Genomic DNA, 15,809 nt, shown 5'->3' on the forward strand with positions numbered 1-15,809 from the left:
TCTCCACTCTCCCACCAAATTATGAAAAATTCAAATACCCCATTCTTTCAGAAATTTCCTTGCTTGCTGCGATCACTTGTTTCGCCATCGCCTTAAGCTTGTAAGAATTGATTCGTTGTTTTGGACCGACTACAGAAAGTGCTGCAATAACCTTTCCGGTATAATCATAAATCGGGGCGGCAATGGAATTAACTCCCTCGGACAATTCTTCAATGCTGACGGCATACCCATTCTCCCTTACTTTTTTTAAATGATCTCTCAGCTTCTCAGGATCCGTAATCGTATTTTTTGCAAAACGCTTTAACCCTTTAGATATAATTTTTTCGACCGTTTCATTTTCCGAAAATGCAATTAAAACTTTTCCAGAGCTCGTGCAATAAGGCGGATTGCGTCTCCCGATATGGGTTAAAAATCTTACGGGGTGATTGCACTCTACTTTTTGCAAATAAACAACTTCTAAATTGTCCAATACAGAAATATGGGCAGTTTCACCGGTTGCTTCGACCAGTTTATTTAGTACAGGCTGCGATTCTCTGTAAATATCCATATTGCTGAATAGCACGCCGCTTAAAGATAAAATGGATAATCCCAATCTGTATTTCTTCGTTTCTGAATCTTTATAAACAAATCCTTCACTTGCCAACGTCTTCATTGTCCTGCTGACTGTGCTTTTATTTAATCCTAGAGAATTGGATAAATCGCTTATTTTTTTTTCTGGCTCTTCCATTGTAAAGCTTTTCAATATTTTCAGCGCATTTTTGATGGAAGAAAGCTGATTTTTCTCGTCTTTTCCATTCAATGTACACCCTCCCCCTCTACATCAATTTTCTTTATACGAGAATATATCAAATATATGAACAACTGAAAAGCAAAAAATTAAATATTTCGATATTTTTAAAAATTTTTATATTTGTTGCATATATAGCAATTTAGAAGTTGAAAGTGCAACATAGGGAAACTACCATTAAAGTCACAGTTGAAATTTATGATGATATTCGGGAGGGTGAATCATGCCAATCAACTCAAACGGAACGATTAACTGCTTGCATTTTATTAACGGACAATTTGTTGAATCCGATAACAAAAGGACCTTTGACAATATTAATCCTGCAACTGAGGAAGTAATCGGAACAGTCGCTGAAGGAGGAAAAAAAGAAGTCGACTATGCTGTTTCCGCTGCCAAAAGGGCTTTGAACGGCCCTTGGAAAAACATAACATTAACGGAGCGTTCAAAAATTTTGCGGCGCATTGGCGATTTAATCCAAGAAAGACAGGATGAGCTGGCACGATTGGAATCATTGGATACAGGAAAACCGCTATCTCTTGCAAAAAAAATTGACATTCCCCGTGCTGCCTATAACTTCCACTTCTTCGCTGACTACATCATTTCGATTACGAATGAAGCTTATCAGCAAGATGATCAGGCCATTCATTATGCACACAGACGCCCAGTCGGAGTAGTGGGAATTATCAAGCCTTGGAATTTACCTCTTTTATTATTGACTTGGAAGCTGGCTCCATGTTTAGGAATGGGCAACACAGCTGTTATTAAACCTGCAGAGTGGACTCCTTTAACCGCTACTGCATTAATGGAAATTTGCAAAGAGGCCGGTGTTCCGGACGGAGTTGTCAACCTTGTTCATGGCTTCGGTCCAAACTCCGCTGGGGCAGCAATTGCCGAACATCCTGACATTGACGCCATTTCCTTTATCGGTGAACCGGGTACAGGAGCAGCCATTATGAAAGCAGCATCTAATTCCTTGAAAAAACTTTCATATGAATTGGGCGGCAAGAATCCAAACATTATTTTTGCCGATTCAGATTTAGATGAAGTCATTGAAACTACCATCAAATCAAGCTTTATTAACCAAGGCGAAGTTTGTCTTTGCGGTTCAAGAATTTATGTAGAGCGCCCAGCTTATGAAGAGTTTTTAGAAAAATTTGTAAAGAAAACAAAAGAATTAAAGATTGGCGATCCATTTGAAAATGGCACAGATGTCGGCGCACTCGTAAGCAAGGAACATTACGAACGCGTCAACAGCTACATCGACATAGCCAAGCAAGATGGGGCAGAAATTTTAACAGGCGGAAAGCGTCCAGACGGATTAGATAAGGGTTATTATCTCGAACCTACAATCATAACTGGTTTGGATCGAAATTCCCGCTGCGTACGGGAAGAAATATTCGGCCCAGTTGTAACTGTCTCTCCGTTTGACATGGAGGAGGAAGTTATAGCCCAAGCCAATGATACACATTACGGATTAAGCGCAACTATTTGGACAAATAATTTACGGCGTGCACACAGGGTGGCACATCAAATTGAAGCAGGCATCATTTGGGTCAACACCTGGTTCCTGCGTGATTTACGAACGCCGTTTGGAGGAATGAAGCACAGCGGAATTGGCAGAACGGGCGGCATGCACAGCTTAGATTTTTATACAGAGCTTTCAAACATAACGATAAAGCTATAATTTCAGGTGCCGTTGAAACATAAGGAGTATGTTAAAATAGCCTGCTTACCAAATCATTCTGTCTGAATGAGAAAGGAAGGAAAAAATGTTAACAACGAAAATTGCCAACTTTGCCAATCAACTGCAGGAAGCTGAAGCTTTAAACAAGGCGACAGATCCTCTTACTTCCGTTGATCCGAATCTGACTGCCGAAGAAGCTTATCTTATACAACTGGAAAATATAAAAAGAAAGGTCGATCAAGGTCAAAAAATTGTCGGAAAAAAAATCGGCTTAACATCTTTAGCAATGCAAAAGCTGCTTGGAGTCGATGAACCGGACTATGGACATTTATTAGATTACATGGTCCTTGAAAACGGCGGAAGCATTTCCATGAAAAAAGTTTTGCAGCCGCGAGTAGAAGCTGAAATTGCCTTCATTTTAAAAAAGGAGCTTAAAGGTCCAAACGTAACCGCTTTAGACGTGATCTTAGCAACTGACTATATTGTTCCGGCATTAGAAATTGTCGACAGCCGCATTAAAGATTGGAAAATCAAGCTGGCTGACACCATTGCCGACAACGCTTCATCCGGATATTTCTTATTGGGAGGAAAACCGGAAAAAATAGAAAATGTTGATCTCGAATTAATTGGAATGAGCTTGACAAAAAACGGGGAACTAGTCAATACCGGTGTCGGCGCAGCAGCATTAGGCAATCCGGCAAACTGTGTCGCATGGCTCGCCAACAGGCTGGCTGATTTTGATATTTCATTACGTCCCGGAGAAATCATTTTATCAGGCGCTCTATCCAGAGCCGCTGATGCACAAGCTGGAGACGTCTTTACGGCGCGGTTCGCTCATCTCGGGCATGTAACTGTATCATTTACAGAATAATAGATTGAAAGGAGAATTTTATGAATAAAGTAAAGGTTGGAATTTTAGGGTCCGGCAACATCGGAACAGATTTAATGTACAAAATCCGTCGATCAGATGTGTTGGAGCTTACAACGGTCATCGGAATTGACCCCTCATCGGACGGATTAAAAAAAGCAAAAGATTTCGGATATTACACGATTGATACCGGCATTAAAGGTTTTTTAGAAAATCCCGATCTAGCGGATATTCTATTTGATGCCACCTCCGCAAAAGCTCATATACGCCATGCAAAATTGCTGAAGCAAGCAGGGAAAAAAGTTCTTGACTTAACACCTGCTGCCGTCGGTCCGTCTGTCATACCTCCTGTAAATATTGATAAACATTTGGATGCCGACAACATTAATTTAATTACATGCGGAGGCCAAGCGACGATTCCGATCGTTCATGCCATCAACAAAGTTCAGCCTGTCAAATATGCAGAAATTGTGGCAACGATTTCAAGCAAAAGCGCCGGTCCCGGAACTAGAGCAAATATTGACGAGTTTACCGAAACGACAGCGCGCGGAATCGAGGAAATCGGCGGAGCTAAAAAAGGGAAGGCTATCATTATTTTAAACCCTGCTGAACCGCCGATTATGATGAGAGATACGATATATTGCCTTGTAGAAAATGATTTTGTCGATCAAAAAAGGATTACTCAATCCGTCAAGGATATGGTGGAAGTAGTCCAATCTTATGTACCGGGCTATCGCTTAAGACAAGAGCCTCTCTTTGACGGAAATAAAATAACAGTTTTTATTGAAGTGGAAGGCGCTGGAGACTATTTGCCGACTTATTCAGGCAATTTGGATATCATGACAGCCGCAGCAGTGAAAGTGGCGGAGGAATGGGCGAAAAATATTACTTCTAAAGTGAATGTTTAAGGAAGGAGTGAATATCGTGGGAGAACGTAACATACTGATTACTGAAGTCGCTTTAAGAGACGGCAGCCACGCGATTCGACATCAATATACTGTGGATCAAGTCGTAGCCGTCGCAAAAGGGTTGGATGATGCCAAAGTACCTTATATTGAAGTTTCGCACGGAGACGGTTTAGGTGGCTCATCTCTGCAATACGGACTTTCTTTAACAAATGAAATGGAATTGATCGAAGCCGCTGTATCTACTGTCACAAATGCCAAAATTGCTGTTTTGCTTTTGCCGGGAATCGGAACAATGAAAGAATTAAAACAAGCTGCACAGCTGGGGGTAAAAATGGCGAGAATCGCCACTCATGTAACAGAAGCGGATATTTCAGCACAGCATATTGCTTTCGCAAAAGAATTAGGATTGGAAACTGTCGGTTTTTTGATGATGGCCCATATGGTTCCAACAGAAAAACTGGTTGAGCAAGCAAAGCTTATGGAGAGCTATGGAGCTGATGTTGTATACGTTGTCGATTCAGCTGGCGCTTTTCTGCCGCATGAAGTAAAAGAAAGGATTCAAGCTTTAAAAAACAGCTTGTCAATTGAAATCGGATTCCATGGCCATAACAATCTTTCCCTAGCAATGGCCAATACATTAGCAGCCATTGAAGAAGGAGCGACGCGGATTGACGGAAGCATCCGCTGCTTAGGCGCCGGTGCAGGCAACACTCAAACGGAAGTATTAATCGCGGTGCTCAACCGTTTAGGAATCAACACCGGAATCGATTTATACAAAATTATGGACGTAGCCGAAAACATAGTAGCCCCCATTTTGGAAAAGCCGCAAGAAATTACAAAAGATGGACTAATACTCGGATATGCTGGAGTATATTCAAGCTTCCTGTTGCATGCACAAGCTGCCAGCAAAAAATTCGGAATTGATTCGCGCGACATATTAGTTGAGCTTGGCAAAAGAAAGGTTGTTGGCGGTCAAGAGGATATGATTATTGATGTAGCTGCTGAAATTTCAAAACAAAAACAAACGGCACATACTTAAGGAGGATGCAGCAAATGGCTGGCGCAGATATAAAAAAAATTGCTGACTACTTAGTAACAGCGGAAAAGGAAAAACGTGAAGTAAAAAAGGTAACGGCCTCATTAAAACCGGATTTGTCCGTCGAAGAAGCTTACGCCATTCAACAAGAGATTGTCAATATGAAAATAAATGAAGGTCACCGTATCATCGGTCCAAAAATGGGTTTGACAAGTTTTGCTAAGATGAAGCAAATGAAGGTCAATGAGCCTATTTACGGCTATGTATTCGATTATATGGTGATCAATAACGGCGGAGCATTGCCTTTTCATGACTTAATCCACCCAAAAGTGGAGGCGGAAATCGCTTTTGTATTAAAAGAAGATATTGAAGGACCTGGTGTCAATGGTGCACAGGTGCTTGCGAAAACAGAATACGTGATGCCGGCTCTTGAGATCATCGACAGCCGATATGAAAATTTTGATTTTACGCTTCCTGATGTAATCGCTGACAATGCGTCAACATCCCGGGTTGTATTCGGAACGTCTTTGAAAAAGCCGGAAGGATTAGAACTTGATTTAGTTGGATCGACTCTTTCCATAAACGGCGAAATAAAAGAGTTAGGAGCCGGAGCCGCTGTGCTTGGCCATCCTGCCCATTCCGTCGCTCTGCTTGCCAATATGTTATCACGAAAAGGACAAAAGCTGCGTGCAGGTGATGTCATTCTAACAGGAGGAATCACGAGCGCCGTCTTGATAAACAAAGGCGACTATGTCACAGGAAAATTTGACGGATTGGGCGAAGTAAGCTTCCATGTTGTTTAAATAGCGAAAGAAAAAAATTTCTTACCTGATAGGAGGGATGACATGCCTTTTGTTACTATTCAAATCATGGAGGGCAGGCCGCCAGAGAAAATAAAGGAGTTAATTCAAAATGTAACAAATACTGTATCGGAAACGCTCGATTCACCAAAAGAAAACATCCGCGTTTTAGTGACAGAGGTGCCAAAAACCCATTGGGGAATTGCGGGCAAACCCGCATCTGAAGTAAGAAAATAATTTTAAAGGAGGAGAAGTAGCGATGACGATTGAGCTGGCTATGTTAGCGCCTCATGTGCCAAGCATGTGCCATTTTGACCAAGTCCCCGACTTTCAAAAGAATATGGCCATTGAGATGCAAAAGATGTCAAAGACAATTTATGATTTAAAACCGGATGCCATCGTTCTTGTTTCCTGCCATTGGCCGTCGACTTTTTTCCATTATGTTGATTGCACTCCTGTCCATAAGGGCATTTTAACCGCTTTTGAATGTCCTGATTTAATTCGTGATGTTCCATATGAATATCCCGGAGATAAACAGCTTGGTGATGAACTAGTAAAAATCGGTCAAGATGCTGGACTGCAAGTTGTAGGAATAGACGACCCTTACTATGTTTGGGATTACGGAACGGTTGTGCCTCTTAGATACCTTGTGCCGAATGAAGACATACCTGTTGTGAATTTGTCCGTGACGATGGCTGCCACTTTAGATGAAACGTATAAATGGGGACAGCTGATTGCAAAAGTATTAAAAGAAAGCGAAAAGAAAATTGTATTTGTTTCAAGCGGCGCACTTTCCCACAATTTAGTCCGCGGCAGACACAATAAACCGACCGCTTCAGAACATGCACTAGATAAACAATTCATTAGTTATATATTAAACAAAGAATATGATGCAGCCTATCAAATGCTTCCTCAATACGCCCGTCTGGCAAAGGTAGAATCAGGAGGAAGACATCTCGCCATGCTATTAAGCATGCTTGAAGACGATGACCAACCGAAATATTGGGCAGACGGCCAATCTTCCGGCAGCTGGAACGCACTGATCACATTTGAGAAAGTAAGTCAGCCGGCAGCCCCAAAAGTTAAGAACTAACATTCAATCAATAATAAAGAAACATGCCGTCGTTTAAAAAACAACAACGTTTTGAAAAAAAATATTTTGAACCTCCTGTTTTGTAAGCGTTTACTGTTATTTTATAAGGCTATTAGAATTGGAATATTCCCTGAAATGGCATCTTTTTTTGCCTAGTTTCAGCAATTCTCTTAAAATCGCATCATATAAAAAATGTTGCGGGGCTGTCCAAAAAGTCAGGATTAACTGACTTTTTGGAGCCCCTTCATTTTAGGAACTTATCGGACAGGTCATTTTTTCTATCTTGTTATATCCTTCAGAAGTCTATGAAGGACTTTTCTTATGCTCTCTTTCTGAATTCGGTTCTTCAAAAGTTTTATGACAGACATTCAGCACATACAATTGCTTCTAGTTGCCTTCATGCCTCTATGAAGGACAGGATTTTTTTGTCCTTCACAGTAGTATTGCTCCAAAATCCTTCATTTTAGGAACTCATCGGGCAGCCCATTTCAGAAAAGTTATAACTACATCAAATATCTGCTATCAGAGAAAAATAGCAAGCTGTCAGCAAAGCTGATAGCCTGTTTCGAGAATCCGCAATTCATAAACATCGTTGCTTTTATGACAGCATAAATAACATTTCTGAAAAAGGAGTCTGCCGCTCTCAGATCTCTTCCCGAACTGAAAAAGTTAAACAGTAATGATAGTTGCCGAAAATAACATATTTAAAATAAAAGAACTACATTTCATTCTTTATCTCAGATAAAATACGGTACGAATGCACGCGAGCCGAATGGTCGTATATATATGAAACAACCATTATTTCGTCTACCTGAGTGTCATCCAAAAATTTTTGAAGCTTCTCTTTTATTGTTTGCTTAGATCCAACAAACGAAAAATAAAGCTGATGGCGTACCGCTTCTTTTTCAAATTCATTCCACTCTCCATCCATGCTTTCAACAGGAGGCTGCAACAATCTAGAAGTTCCTCGGATCACGCCCAAAAACATTTGATACAAGCTGGTTGCAAGATACTTCGCCTCTTCATCGGTATCTGCTGCCACGACATTCACACACGCCAACGCATACGGCTCCTTCAAATGTTCTGACGGCTGGAACTGGTCACGATATATTTTCAGTGCTTCATATAAGTGATTCGGTGCAAAATGACTTGCAAACCCAAAAGGAAGTCCAAGCTTTGCTGCAAGCTGAGCGCTATACGTACTTGATCCAAGCAGCCAAACAGGAACATTTAATCCCTCACCAGGAACTGCGCGTACATATCCTTTCCGCTTCTCTTTCGGAGCAAAATAATTGATGAGTTCTTGGACGTCGTTTGGAAATTCTGATACTGACCCATGTAAATTTCTTCGCAATGCCATGGATGTCACCTGATCTGTTCCAGGAGCACGTCCTATCCCTAAATCAATTCGACCTGGATACAACGACTCTAATGTCCCGAATTGTTCAGCAATCACAAGAGGAGCATGGTTCGGAAGCATGACGCCTCCAGATCCTACACGAATCGTTTTCGTACCTCCTGCAATATAACCTATTAATACAGAAGTAGCTGAGCTTGCGATGCCCTCCATATTATGGTGCTCTGCAAGCCAATAACGTTTATATCCAAATCGTTCAACATTTTGCGCAAGGTCTAAACTGTTTTTGAATGTGTCAGCCGGCGTTTTCCCTAATAAAACAGGAGCCAAATCCAAAACTGAGAATTCAATCTCTTCCAGTCTTTTTTTCTGAGAATTCGTCATTTTTTCAACTCCTTTTAAACTCTCCTTATAAGGATTGTAAAAAACTGTTCAATGGTATTACAAGGAATTTGCCTGCCGCACAACTTCTCACGGTGAAAAATGCTTTGTGATTTTTTTTGGTTCATTGAAGTCTAACGTGAAAATCTGTCTTTTCCCATAAACGTTGAAAAAACACTTTTAAGTCTCGCGCTTTCAGTTTTCCAATGCTTCTTCTGTTTTAAAGTTGAAATGTTGTTTGTTATACGCTTCCCTGACAAGCAAAACTCTCCTTGTAAATGATCAGCCACTTAAAATTGCGAATGTCCTCTTTTACAAAATAAAACCTCACACCTACTATAAAAAAGAAGTGTGAGGCTTATTCATATAGTTCATCGAAATGGTTATATCTAGAGTTTTTAAAGTTTGGCAGAATAAGTCTTTAAAACATTGTAAAAAACAACAGATTTTTTGAGTAATTGGTCGTTTATTCATTAATTCATAATTATTCTAACAGCGTTACAGACAATTGACCTACCGACTCATCCATTCATCATTATCCTAAATAGGCAGTAAAGTTCTTACAGATTTCAGACTCCAAATAAAAATGCATTGCTGGTTTGATTTATTTTCTTTCATTCTCATTCCAAAGATTCAACGGCAATTCTAATAAAATTTTTGCCACTTGGTCGCGGGCGATATTATTAGATGGAGCCATTGGGATTCCTGCCCGGGCATCGCGGTAAAGCCGTTCAAAAGGTCCTTCAATATAGCCATAACCGCCCGCTACATCCATCGCAATTCGTGCAGCAAAATCTGCTGTTTCGGATGCTTTCACTTTAAATTCTATGACTTCGGATGCCAATGAGCTTATAGGTTGCCCTTCTGCCAGCAATTCATCATAATGTCTTGCTAAATCTATCTGCCATGCTTTTAAACCTGCAATTCTTATTTTCACTTCTGCCAATTTTTCACGAATGACTTGATGGTCAGCCAAACTATTATTAAATCCTTTGTTAACTGCATTCTTAACATGTTTAACAGCCAGTTCTAGTGCACCTTGGGCAACACCGAGCCAAACAGATGCAATACCCAGTATATAAATAGGGTTTGCGCCTTCATCCATGATTTCTCTTCCTAACCCTTCGTATCCCACTAGATCGCGGCCGCTTACTTTTATATTGTTAAACGTAATTGGACCACTGTGGCTTCCTCTTACACCTAATGCATTCCATGGCTTTGCAACTATACCGTCATTATGGCCGTCAACGATAAAGAAGCTAATGTTACTAGGGTCGTCAGAATCAGGTGTTCTCGTTTGCAAAATATAAAAATCTGCTTGGCCTCCGCTTGTCGTAAAGGATTTTTCAGCATTAATGATATAATCGCTGCCATCGCGCTCAGCCTGGCTTAAGCTAAACCATACATGACCTCTTGTAGCTTTTTCACTAACAGCAAAGGTTCCGATCGCACCATCTCTGATAGGGAGCAGCCACCGTTTCTTTTGATCATCGTTTCCATATAAAACAATTACTTGTGCTGCTCCAACATGCATAGCATATACTAAAGCTGTTGACGCATCAACTTTCCCGATTTCTTCAGCCACGATGGAAAATCCTAAATATCCTAAATCTAATCCTCCCCATTTTTCAGAAAATGTTACTGAATTCCATCCTTCTTTCGCAAGGGCTAACAAACTTTCACGCGGGAACTCCCCACTCTTGTCAATTCGTTCAGCGCTTGGTTTAATGACTTCTTCAATAATTGGCTTAACTTTCTCCCTAATTTCCTCAATAAATGCTCTTGAATACTTTTTGTTAATTGTTTCATAGTTACTCATTTTTAAACACTCCTTTTTATATATAAAATTTTTAAAACATCCTTAAAAGTAAACCTCTCTTATTGGAAGATCTGTACTGTTCACGACGTAGTCGCCAATAGCTCTAGCTTTGTAAACTGTTGGATTATGTGAAGCAAGAGTGCGAATATTACGCCAGTGACGGTCAAGATGTTTTGATTGTCTCGTTGCGGATGCCCCTCCAACCTCGAAAAGAAGCGTCGAGGCCTGTAAGGCAAGTTGATCTATAATAACCTTGGCCTGTGCAGCTCGCAGGGAAGCTTCATGGCTCAGAGAATAATCGATCACTCCATTAACTGCTGAATTCAGAGCAGCATCAATTGCATCTGCGGCAGCTAGGACAATAGTTTCTGCGGTAAACGCGCTGCTTGAGAGCTGTCCAATGACATGCTGCAGTTGCGGATCTTGTCGAGGTGTATCCGCAGCAGCAAAACTGAATGTCCGTGATCTTCCATGAACTAAAGCTTTAGCGTCTGTCACCACATTCCGCAAGATGCCCGCTATCACTCCATGCAAATAGAGCTGCAGAAAAGAGTTGAAAGGCGTTTTGGAGCCATCAATATATGTTATTTCATCTTGATTGACATACACATTGTGAAGACGTGTAGTACCGCTTCCTGTCCATTTTTGTCCGATGCCGTCCCAGTCATCTTCAATGATGACACCTTCACGATTTGTCGGAATTATTACCGATGCAGGCCTTCCTTCATGAGTTGATGCCGTAACAACTACCCAGTCTGCATACAGTGTGCCGGTACTAAAGTATTTTTTGCCATTCAATAGGAAGCCTTCACCATCCGGTGATAAAGTTGTTTCAAAAACCAAATTTCCAGCATTATTGGATGAAATTTCAGCAGAAGCATTGCCGATGATTTCTCCATTGGCTACTCTTTGCAGCCACTTTTCACGGAGTTTTTCATCCGTAAGCAGCAAAAATTTCTCCACTTGGGAAAAGTGTGAACGAAGGCTGTGTGCGACATCTGGATCAGCTTCCGCTAAACGTATTAAAATTTGAAAAAGATCACGAATATTTGCACCGCTGCCGCCAAGTTCAACAGGTAATCGCAATGCACCCAATCGAGATTTTCGGATTAAATCAAAGGCATAATATGGATGATCTTTACTCCCAGTACTTCTGCGTTTTTCAGCATCTTCTGCAATTGCAGCAATTAAGTATTCTAATTCTGGTGAATCAACTTTTACTGGGCTGGTAAAAGTTAGAGAATTTGATTCATCTTTATTTTTGAAGTTAATCCTTTGATTTAATGGTTTTTGGCTTGACATTCATCAAACACTCCTGTTTTGTTTTTTAAATTTACCAACCACATCTTTTTCGCGTATTACCGCAAAAAATAATGTGAAAGTTCAAACGTTCAACTGTTTCATCAATCCGTTTGTTTTACACCGCAGCTTACACCACGATTGTTTTGATTCAGGAAATGGATGTCCATTTACCAAGCTCTGATGTTCATCATTAGAATACTTAAGTCCACCATCCCGTAAGAAAAGATTGCTCCAACAGCTTTTCACAAATTGCCATTAAAGGAAAAGACAGCATAACCATTCTCTGATTTCAAATTTGTCAAAGTGTGAAATCGATTCTTATGCTAGATTTTTAAAACACTAGCACCGTTTCCTCTGGATTACTTTCTATATTTGCTAAATAAATCCTCATCTGGACTATGATCCGTTGGTAATGGAGGCTCATCTGACAATGCGGATATCTGTTCTCTTTCACTGGCAGTTAAAGGGATTTCTGCCCCAGCAATCGATAGGGCCAGTTGTTCCGGATTACGCGCTCCTATAATTGGAGCAGTTACAGCAGGATGATGTAATACCCATGAAACTGCTAAAGAAGCAGGATGATATCCAAATTGTTTCGCCAGCTCCGTAAATTGATGTGCAACAGTAAAATAATACTGATGACTATATCTTTTCTCATAATTCTTTTGTTCTACTAATCTTCCTTGCTCCGGCTTGTTTGTACTGTTATATTTTCCGGTTAATAAGCCTCCGCCGAGCGGACTGTAAGTTATGGCACCTAATTGCTCTGATTGAGCTAACGGAAAAATTTCTACCTCCGCTTGCCGTTTTACGAGATTATACATCGGTTGAATTAACTCAAATCGTGCTAGCTGTTTTCTTTCAGATATTCCTAGAGCTTTTGCAATTTGCCAGGCAGCCCAGTTACTTACAGCGGGGAATAAAATCTTCCCTTGTTTTTGTAAATCATCTAAAGCTCTAACGACTTCTTCAATATCTGTATACTCGTCAAACAGATGAACAAAATAAAATTCAATCCGATCAGTGCCCAATCTTATTAAACTTTGTTCAACTGATAAAAAAAGATTTCTTCTCGATAAACCGCCGCTATTTAAATCTTTGCCTGTAGGCAAGCCTGCTTTAGAGGTTAAAACAATCTCATCTCGATGACCGGCAATACACTTTCCAAGAATTTCTTCAGCACGTCCATCATTATAAACATTCGCTGTATCAAAAAAGTTTATCCCGGCTTCTCGACATTGCTTATACATCATAATGGAAGTTTCTTCATCTGCAATGCCGCCGAATGACATTGTTCCAAAGCATAAATTTGAAACATGAATGCCTGTCCTTCCAACTGTACGAAATTCCATTATTACCTCCAACATTATGAGCTGAAGGAGAAGCAAACTTTAAAATTGTTAAAAATTCCGATATTTTGCGCCTGTATGATCATCTGGCAGCAGCTTTTTCCCTGTACCAAACAGCTTCTCCCTCAGTGTTCCTTTCTCGTATTCTTTTTTATAGATTCCACGTTTTTGCAGCTCCGGAACAACGAAATGAATGAACTCTTCAATGCTTCCAGGCGTTATAAGATGTGCAAGATTATACCCGTCGATTCCAGTTTGTTCGATCTGGAATTGAATGCTGTCAGCTATTTCAACGGGATTGCCGACTAATACATTACTCCTTCCGATCGTTTCAAACTTGTTTAACACTTCTCGAACAGTTAATTTTCTTGGCGCATCTTTCGTTAATGAAGCAGCTCGAAACTGACCATGTTCCGTATGCTTATATTCAAAAAAGGCGTCTTTATCTTCATATTTAGATAAATCATAGCCTGTTGAACCGCTATATTGAGCTTTTGCCGCTTCAGCACTCCACAATCGATTGTATTCCTCATATTTTAATTCAGCTTCTTCTGTCGTTTCTGCCACAATGACATCTAAAAACGTAAATGCTTTAATATTATCAGGATTCCGTCCGTATTTTTCAGCCCGTTCTTTAATATCTTGAATATAAAATCTTAATTTTTCGGGCGTCGACCCGCCAACAAACACACACTCTGCATGCTTGGCGGCGAAATCTCTGCCGCGTTCAGAAGAACCTGCCTGAAAAATAACAGGTGTCCGCTGTGCAGAAGGATATGTTAAATGCGGGCCTTTTACGCTGAAATACCGCCCTTTATGGTTTATTTCATGAACCTTTTCGGGATCAAATAAAATTTCATTTTCCGCATCGCCAACAAACGCATGCTCCTCCCAGCTGCCTTCCCAAAGCTTATAGGAAACCTCCATAAATTCATCGGCAATATCATAACGCTCGTCATGTTTAACAATTTCTTTATGGCCGTAGTTTTTCGCAGCATTTGGCAAATATGAAGTGACAACATTCCAGCCAATTCTGCCGTTTGTAAAGTGATCTAATGTGGAAAAACGACGTGCATTTGAAAACGGATGTTCATACGTTGTGCTGACCGTTACTACAAATGACAAATGCTCTGTAACAGCTGCCACCGCTGGTACAATAAAGGCCGGATCATTTAACGGAACTTGAACGCCGTCTCGAATCGCAGCATCTTTACTATTTTGATAGACATCATACACTCCTGCTACATCTGCAAAGAAAATGGTGTCAAACTTCCCTTTTTCCAACAATTTTCCTAACTCAATCCAATAATGTAGATCATTATAATAAAGATGGCGTTTATTTTGAGGATGCTTCCATAATCCGTGAGAATTATGCATAGCTCCTGCCATATCAAAAATATTTAATATTATCTGCTTTGCCATATTTCTCACTCCAGCATCTTTTCAAAAGTACAAATTCCGATTCTATCAGTCGATTGTCATCAAATTCAAATGCAGCCTTGCTCGCAAATAAACAATTCCTTTCTTATGTTATTCTTTGCCTTGTTTTATATTTTCAACTAAGCGATCTAATTCTTTTTGCAGTTCTGGTACTGGCACCTTTGTGACAATGCTTGCACCCTTCGTATCTTCTTCTACTGCTTTAGCTACTTCTTCTGTCTGATAAATTTCCGCAATGGTCTTATATGCCTCATTGTCTTTATTCTTTTCTAAAGTGGCAAAAACGTTAACATACGGCAGTGTATCTTTGCTGTTTGGATCATCATGAAAAATGGCATCTGCTAAAGTGTAGCCGGCTTGACCAGCTATTCCGCCATTGATAATAGATGCGGCTACATCAGGCAGCACTCTAGGAGTCTGTTGGGCAACGACTTCTACTATTTCAATATTTTTTGGATTTTTAACGATATCTTTTACTGTTGGATAAAGACCGACATCTTCCCTTAACTCAATTAATCCAGCTTGCTGCAGAACCTTTAGCCCTCTGCCTAAATTAGCCGGATCATTTGGAACCGCAATTTTTGAACCATTTGGGATCTCGGATACATCTTTATATTTTTCCGAATACAATCCTAAAGGAGCAACAACAGTTGAGCCAATCGGCACAATATTCACATTATTTTCCGCGATAAATTGGCTTAAAAATGCAAGATGCTGGAAGGCGTTCACATCTACCTCGCCATTGACAAGTGCAGTATTTGGCAGCACATAATCGGAAAATTCGACATATTCTACCTTAATATTTTTTTCTAACGCTTTTTTCTTAATGATGTCCCAATACTGTCCATCTGATCCGGTAATCCCCACCTTAACAGTAACGACTTTTTCTTTTTTATCCCCAGATGCTGAATTGCTGTTGCAGCCTGCCAAGAGGCCAATCACCAAAATTGTTACTAGTAAATGGAATAGTTTGATTTTCATAAAA

The 15,809-nt window shown here is 40.2% G+C and carries 14 protein-coding genes; 7 read left to right on the forward strand and 7 right to left on the reverse strand.

What is annotated here, in order from left to right:
* Positions 1 to 19: 19 nt before the first annotated feature.
* A complete protein-coding gene (locus NSQ61_RS14020) occupies positions 20 to 799 on the reverse strand; it encodes an IclR family transcriptional regulator (RefSeq protein ID WP_311066782.1) in 780 nt (259 codons plus the stop codon).
* Positions 800 to 1,010: 211 nt separating this feature from the next.
* Between NSQ61_RS14020 and NSQ61_RS14025 the strand changes: the two genes are divergently transcribed.
* The 7 genes from NSQ61_RS14025 (at position 1,011) to NSQ61_RS14055 (ending at position 7,176) form a co-directional block, all read left to right on the forward strand.
* A complete protein-coding gene (locus NSQ61_RS14025; RefSeq protein WP_063388380.1) occupies positions 1,011 to 2,471 on the forward strand; it encodes an aldehyde dehydrogenase in 1,461 nt (486 codons plus the stop codon).
* Positions 2,472 to 2,556: 85 nt separating this feature from the next.
* On the forward strand, positions 2,557 to 3,342 hold the full coding sequence (locus NSQ61_RS14030) for a 2-keto-4-pentenoate hydratase (RefSeq protein ID WP_340807368.1): 786 nt from the start codon (positions 2,557 to 2,559) through the stop codon (positions 3,340 to 3,342).
* A 20-nt stretch (positions 3,343 to 3,362) separates the two neighbouring features.
* Positions 3,363 to 4,247: an acetaldehyde dehydrogenase (acetylating) gene (locus NSQ61_RS14035; protein WP_066247144.1), complete on the forward strand. Its 885-nt coding sequence runs from the start codon at positions 3,363 to 3,365 to the stop codon at positions 4,245 to 4,247.
* The gene (gene dmpG / locus NSQ61_RS14040) at positions 4,240 to 5,286 is read left to right on the forward strand and encodes a 4-hydroxy-2-oxovalerate aldolase (protein WP_445659452.1); all 1,047 of its coding nucleotides are present in this window, start codon (positions 4,240 to 4,242) and stop codon (positions 5,284 to 5,286) included. The genes NSQ61_RS14035 and dmpG overlap by 8 nt, the downstream gene beginning before the upstream one ends.
* Before the next feature lie 14 nt (positions 5,287 to 5,300).
* Positions 5,301 to 6,086, forward strand: a complete 786-nt coding sequence (locus NSQ61_RS14045; RefSeq protein ID WP_130157905.1) for a 2-keto-4-pentenoate hydratase — start codon at positions 5,301 to 5,303, stop codon at positions 6,084 to 6,086.
* A complete protein-coding gene (locus NSQ61_RS14050) occupies positions 6,087 to 6,320 on the forward strand; it encodes a 4-oxalocrotonate tautomerase (protein ID WP_257790172.1) in 234 nt (77 codons plus the stop codon).
* Between the two features lie 22 nt (positions 6,321 to 6,342).
* Positions 6,343 to 7,176, forward strand: coding sequence for a DODA-type extradiol aromatic ring-opening family dioxygenase (locus tag NSQ61_RS14055; RefSeq protein ID WP_094244966.1), 834 nt, complete (start codon positions 6,343 to 6,345; stop codon positions 7,174 to 7,176).
* 718 nt (positions 7,177 to 7,894) lie between these two features.
* Here NSQ61_RS14055 and NSQ61_RS14060 read toward each other — a convergent pair.
* From NSQ61_RS14060 to NSQ61_RS14085, 6 genes are all read right to left on the reverse strand, one after another.
* Positions 7,895 to 8,917: an LLM class flavin-dependent oxidoreductase gene (locus NSQ61_RS14060; RefSeq protein ID WP_063388387.1), complete on the reverse strand. Its 1,023-nt coding sequence runs from the start codon at positions 8,915 to 8,917 to the stop codon at positions 7,895 to 7,897.
* A gap of 601 nt (positions 8,918 to 9,518) precedes the next feature.
* Positions 9,519 to 10,733: an acyl-CoA dehydrogenase family protein gene (locus NSQ61_RS14065; RefSeq protein ID WP_063388388.1), complete on the reverse strand. Its 1,215-nt coding sequence runs from the start codon at positions 10,731 to 10,733 to the stop codon at positions 9,519 to 9,521.
* A gap of 42 nt (positions 10,734 to 10,775) precedes the next feature.
* Entirely contained in the window at positions 10,776 to 12,035 is a 1,260-nt protein-coding gene (locus tag NSQ61_RS14070) for an acyl-CoA dehydrogenase family protein (protein WP_130157489.1), read from the reverse strand.
* A gap of 359 nt (positions 12,036 to 12,394) precedes the next feature.
* Entirely contained in the window at positions 12,395 to 13,387 is a 993-nt protein-coding gene (locus tag NSQ61_RS14075; protein ID WP_130157491.1) for an aldo/keto reductase, read from the reverse strand.
* A 48-nt stretch (positions 13,388 to 13,435) separates the two neighbouring features.
* Positions 13,436 to 14,806, reverse strand: coding sequence for an LLM class flavin-dependent oxidoreductase (locus NSQ61_RS14080; RefSeq protein ID WP_340807374.1), 1,371 nt, complete (start codon positions 14,804 to 14,806; stop codon positions 13,436 to 13,438).
* Positions 14,807 to 14,914: 108 nt separating this feature from the next.
* Complete coding sequence (locus NSQ61_RS14085; protein ID WP_063386546.1) at positions 14,915 to 15,805, reverse strand: MetQ/NlpA family ABC transporter substrate-binding protein; 891 nt, start codon at positions 15,803 to 15,805, stop codon at positions 14,915 to 14,917.
* Between the last annotated feature and the right edge of the window lie 4 nt (positions 15,806 to 15,809).

The sequence above is a fragment of the Aeribacillus sp. FSL K6-1121 genome (assembly GCF_038003725.1).
Lineage (GTDB): Bacteria > Bacillota > Bacilli > Bacillales > Aeribacillaceae > Aeribacillus > Aeribacillus composti.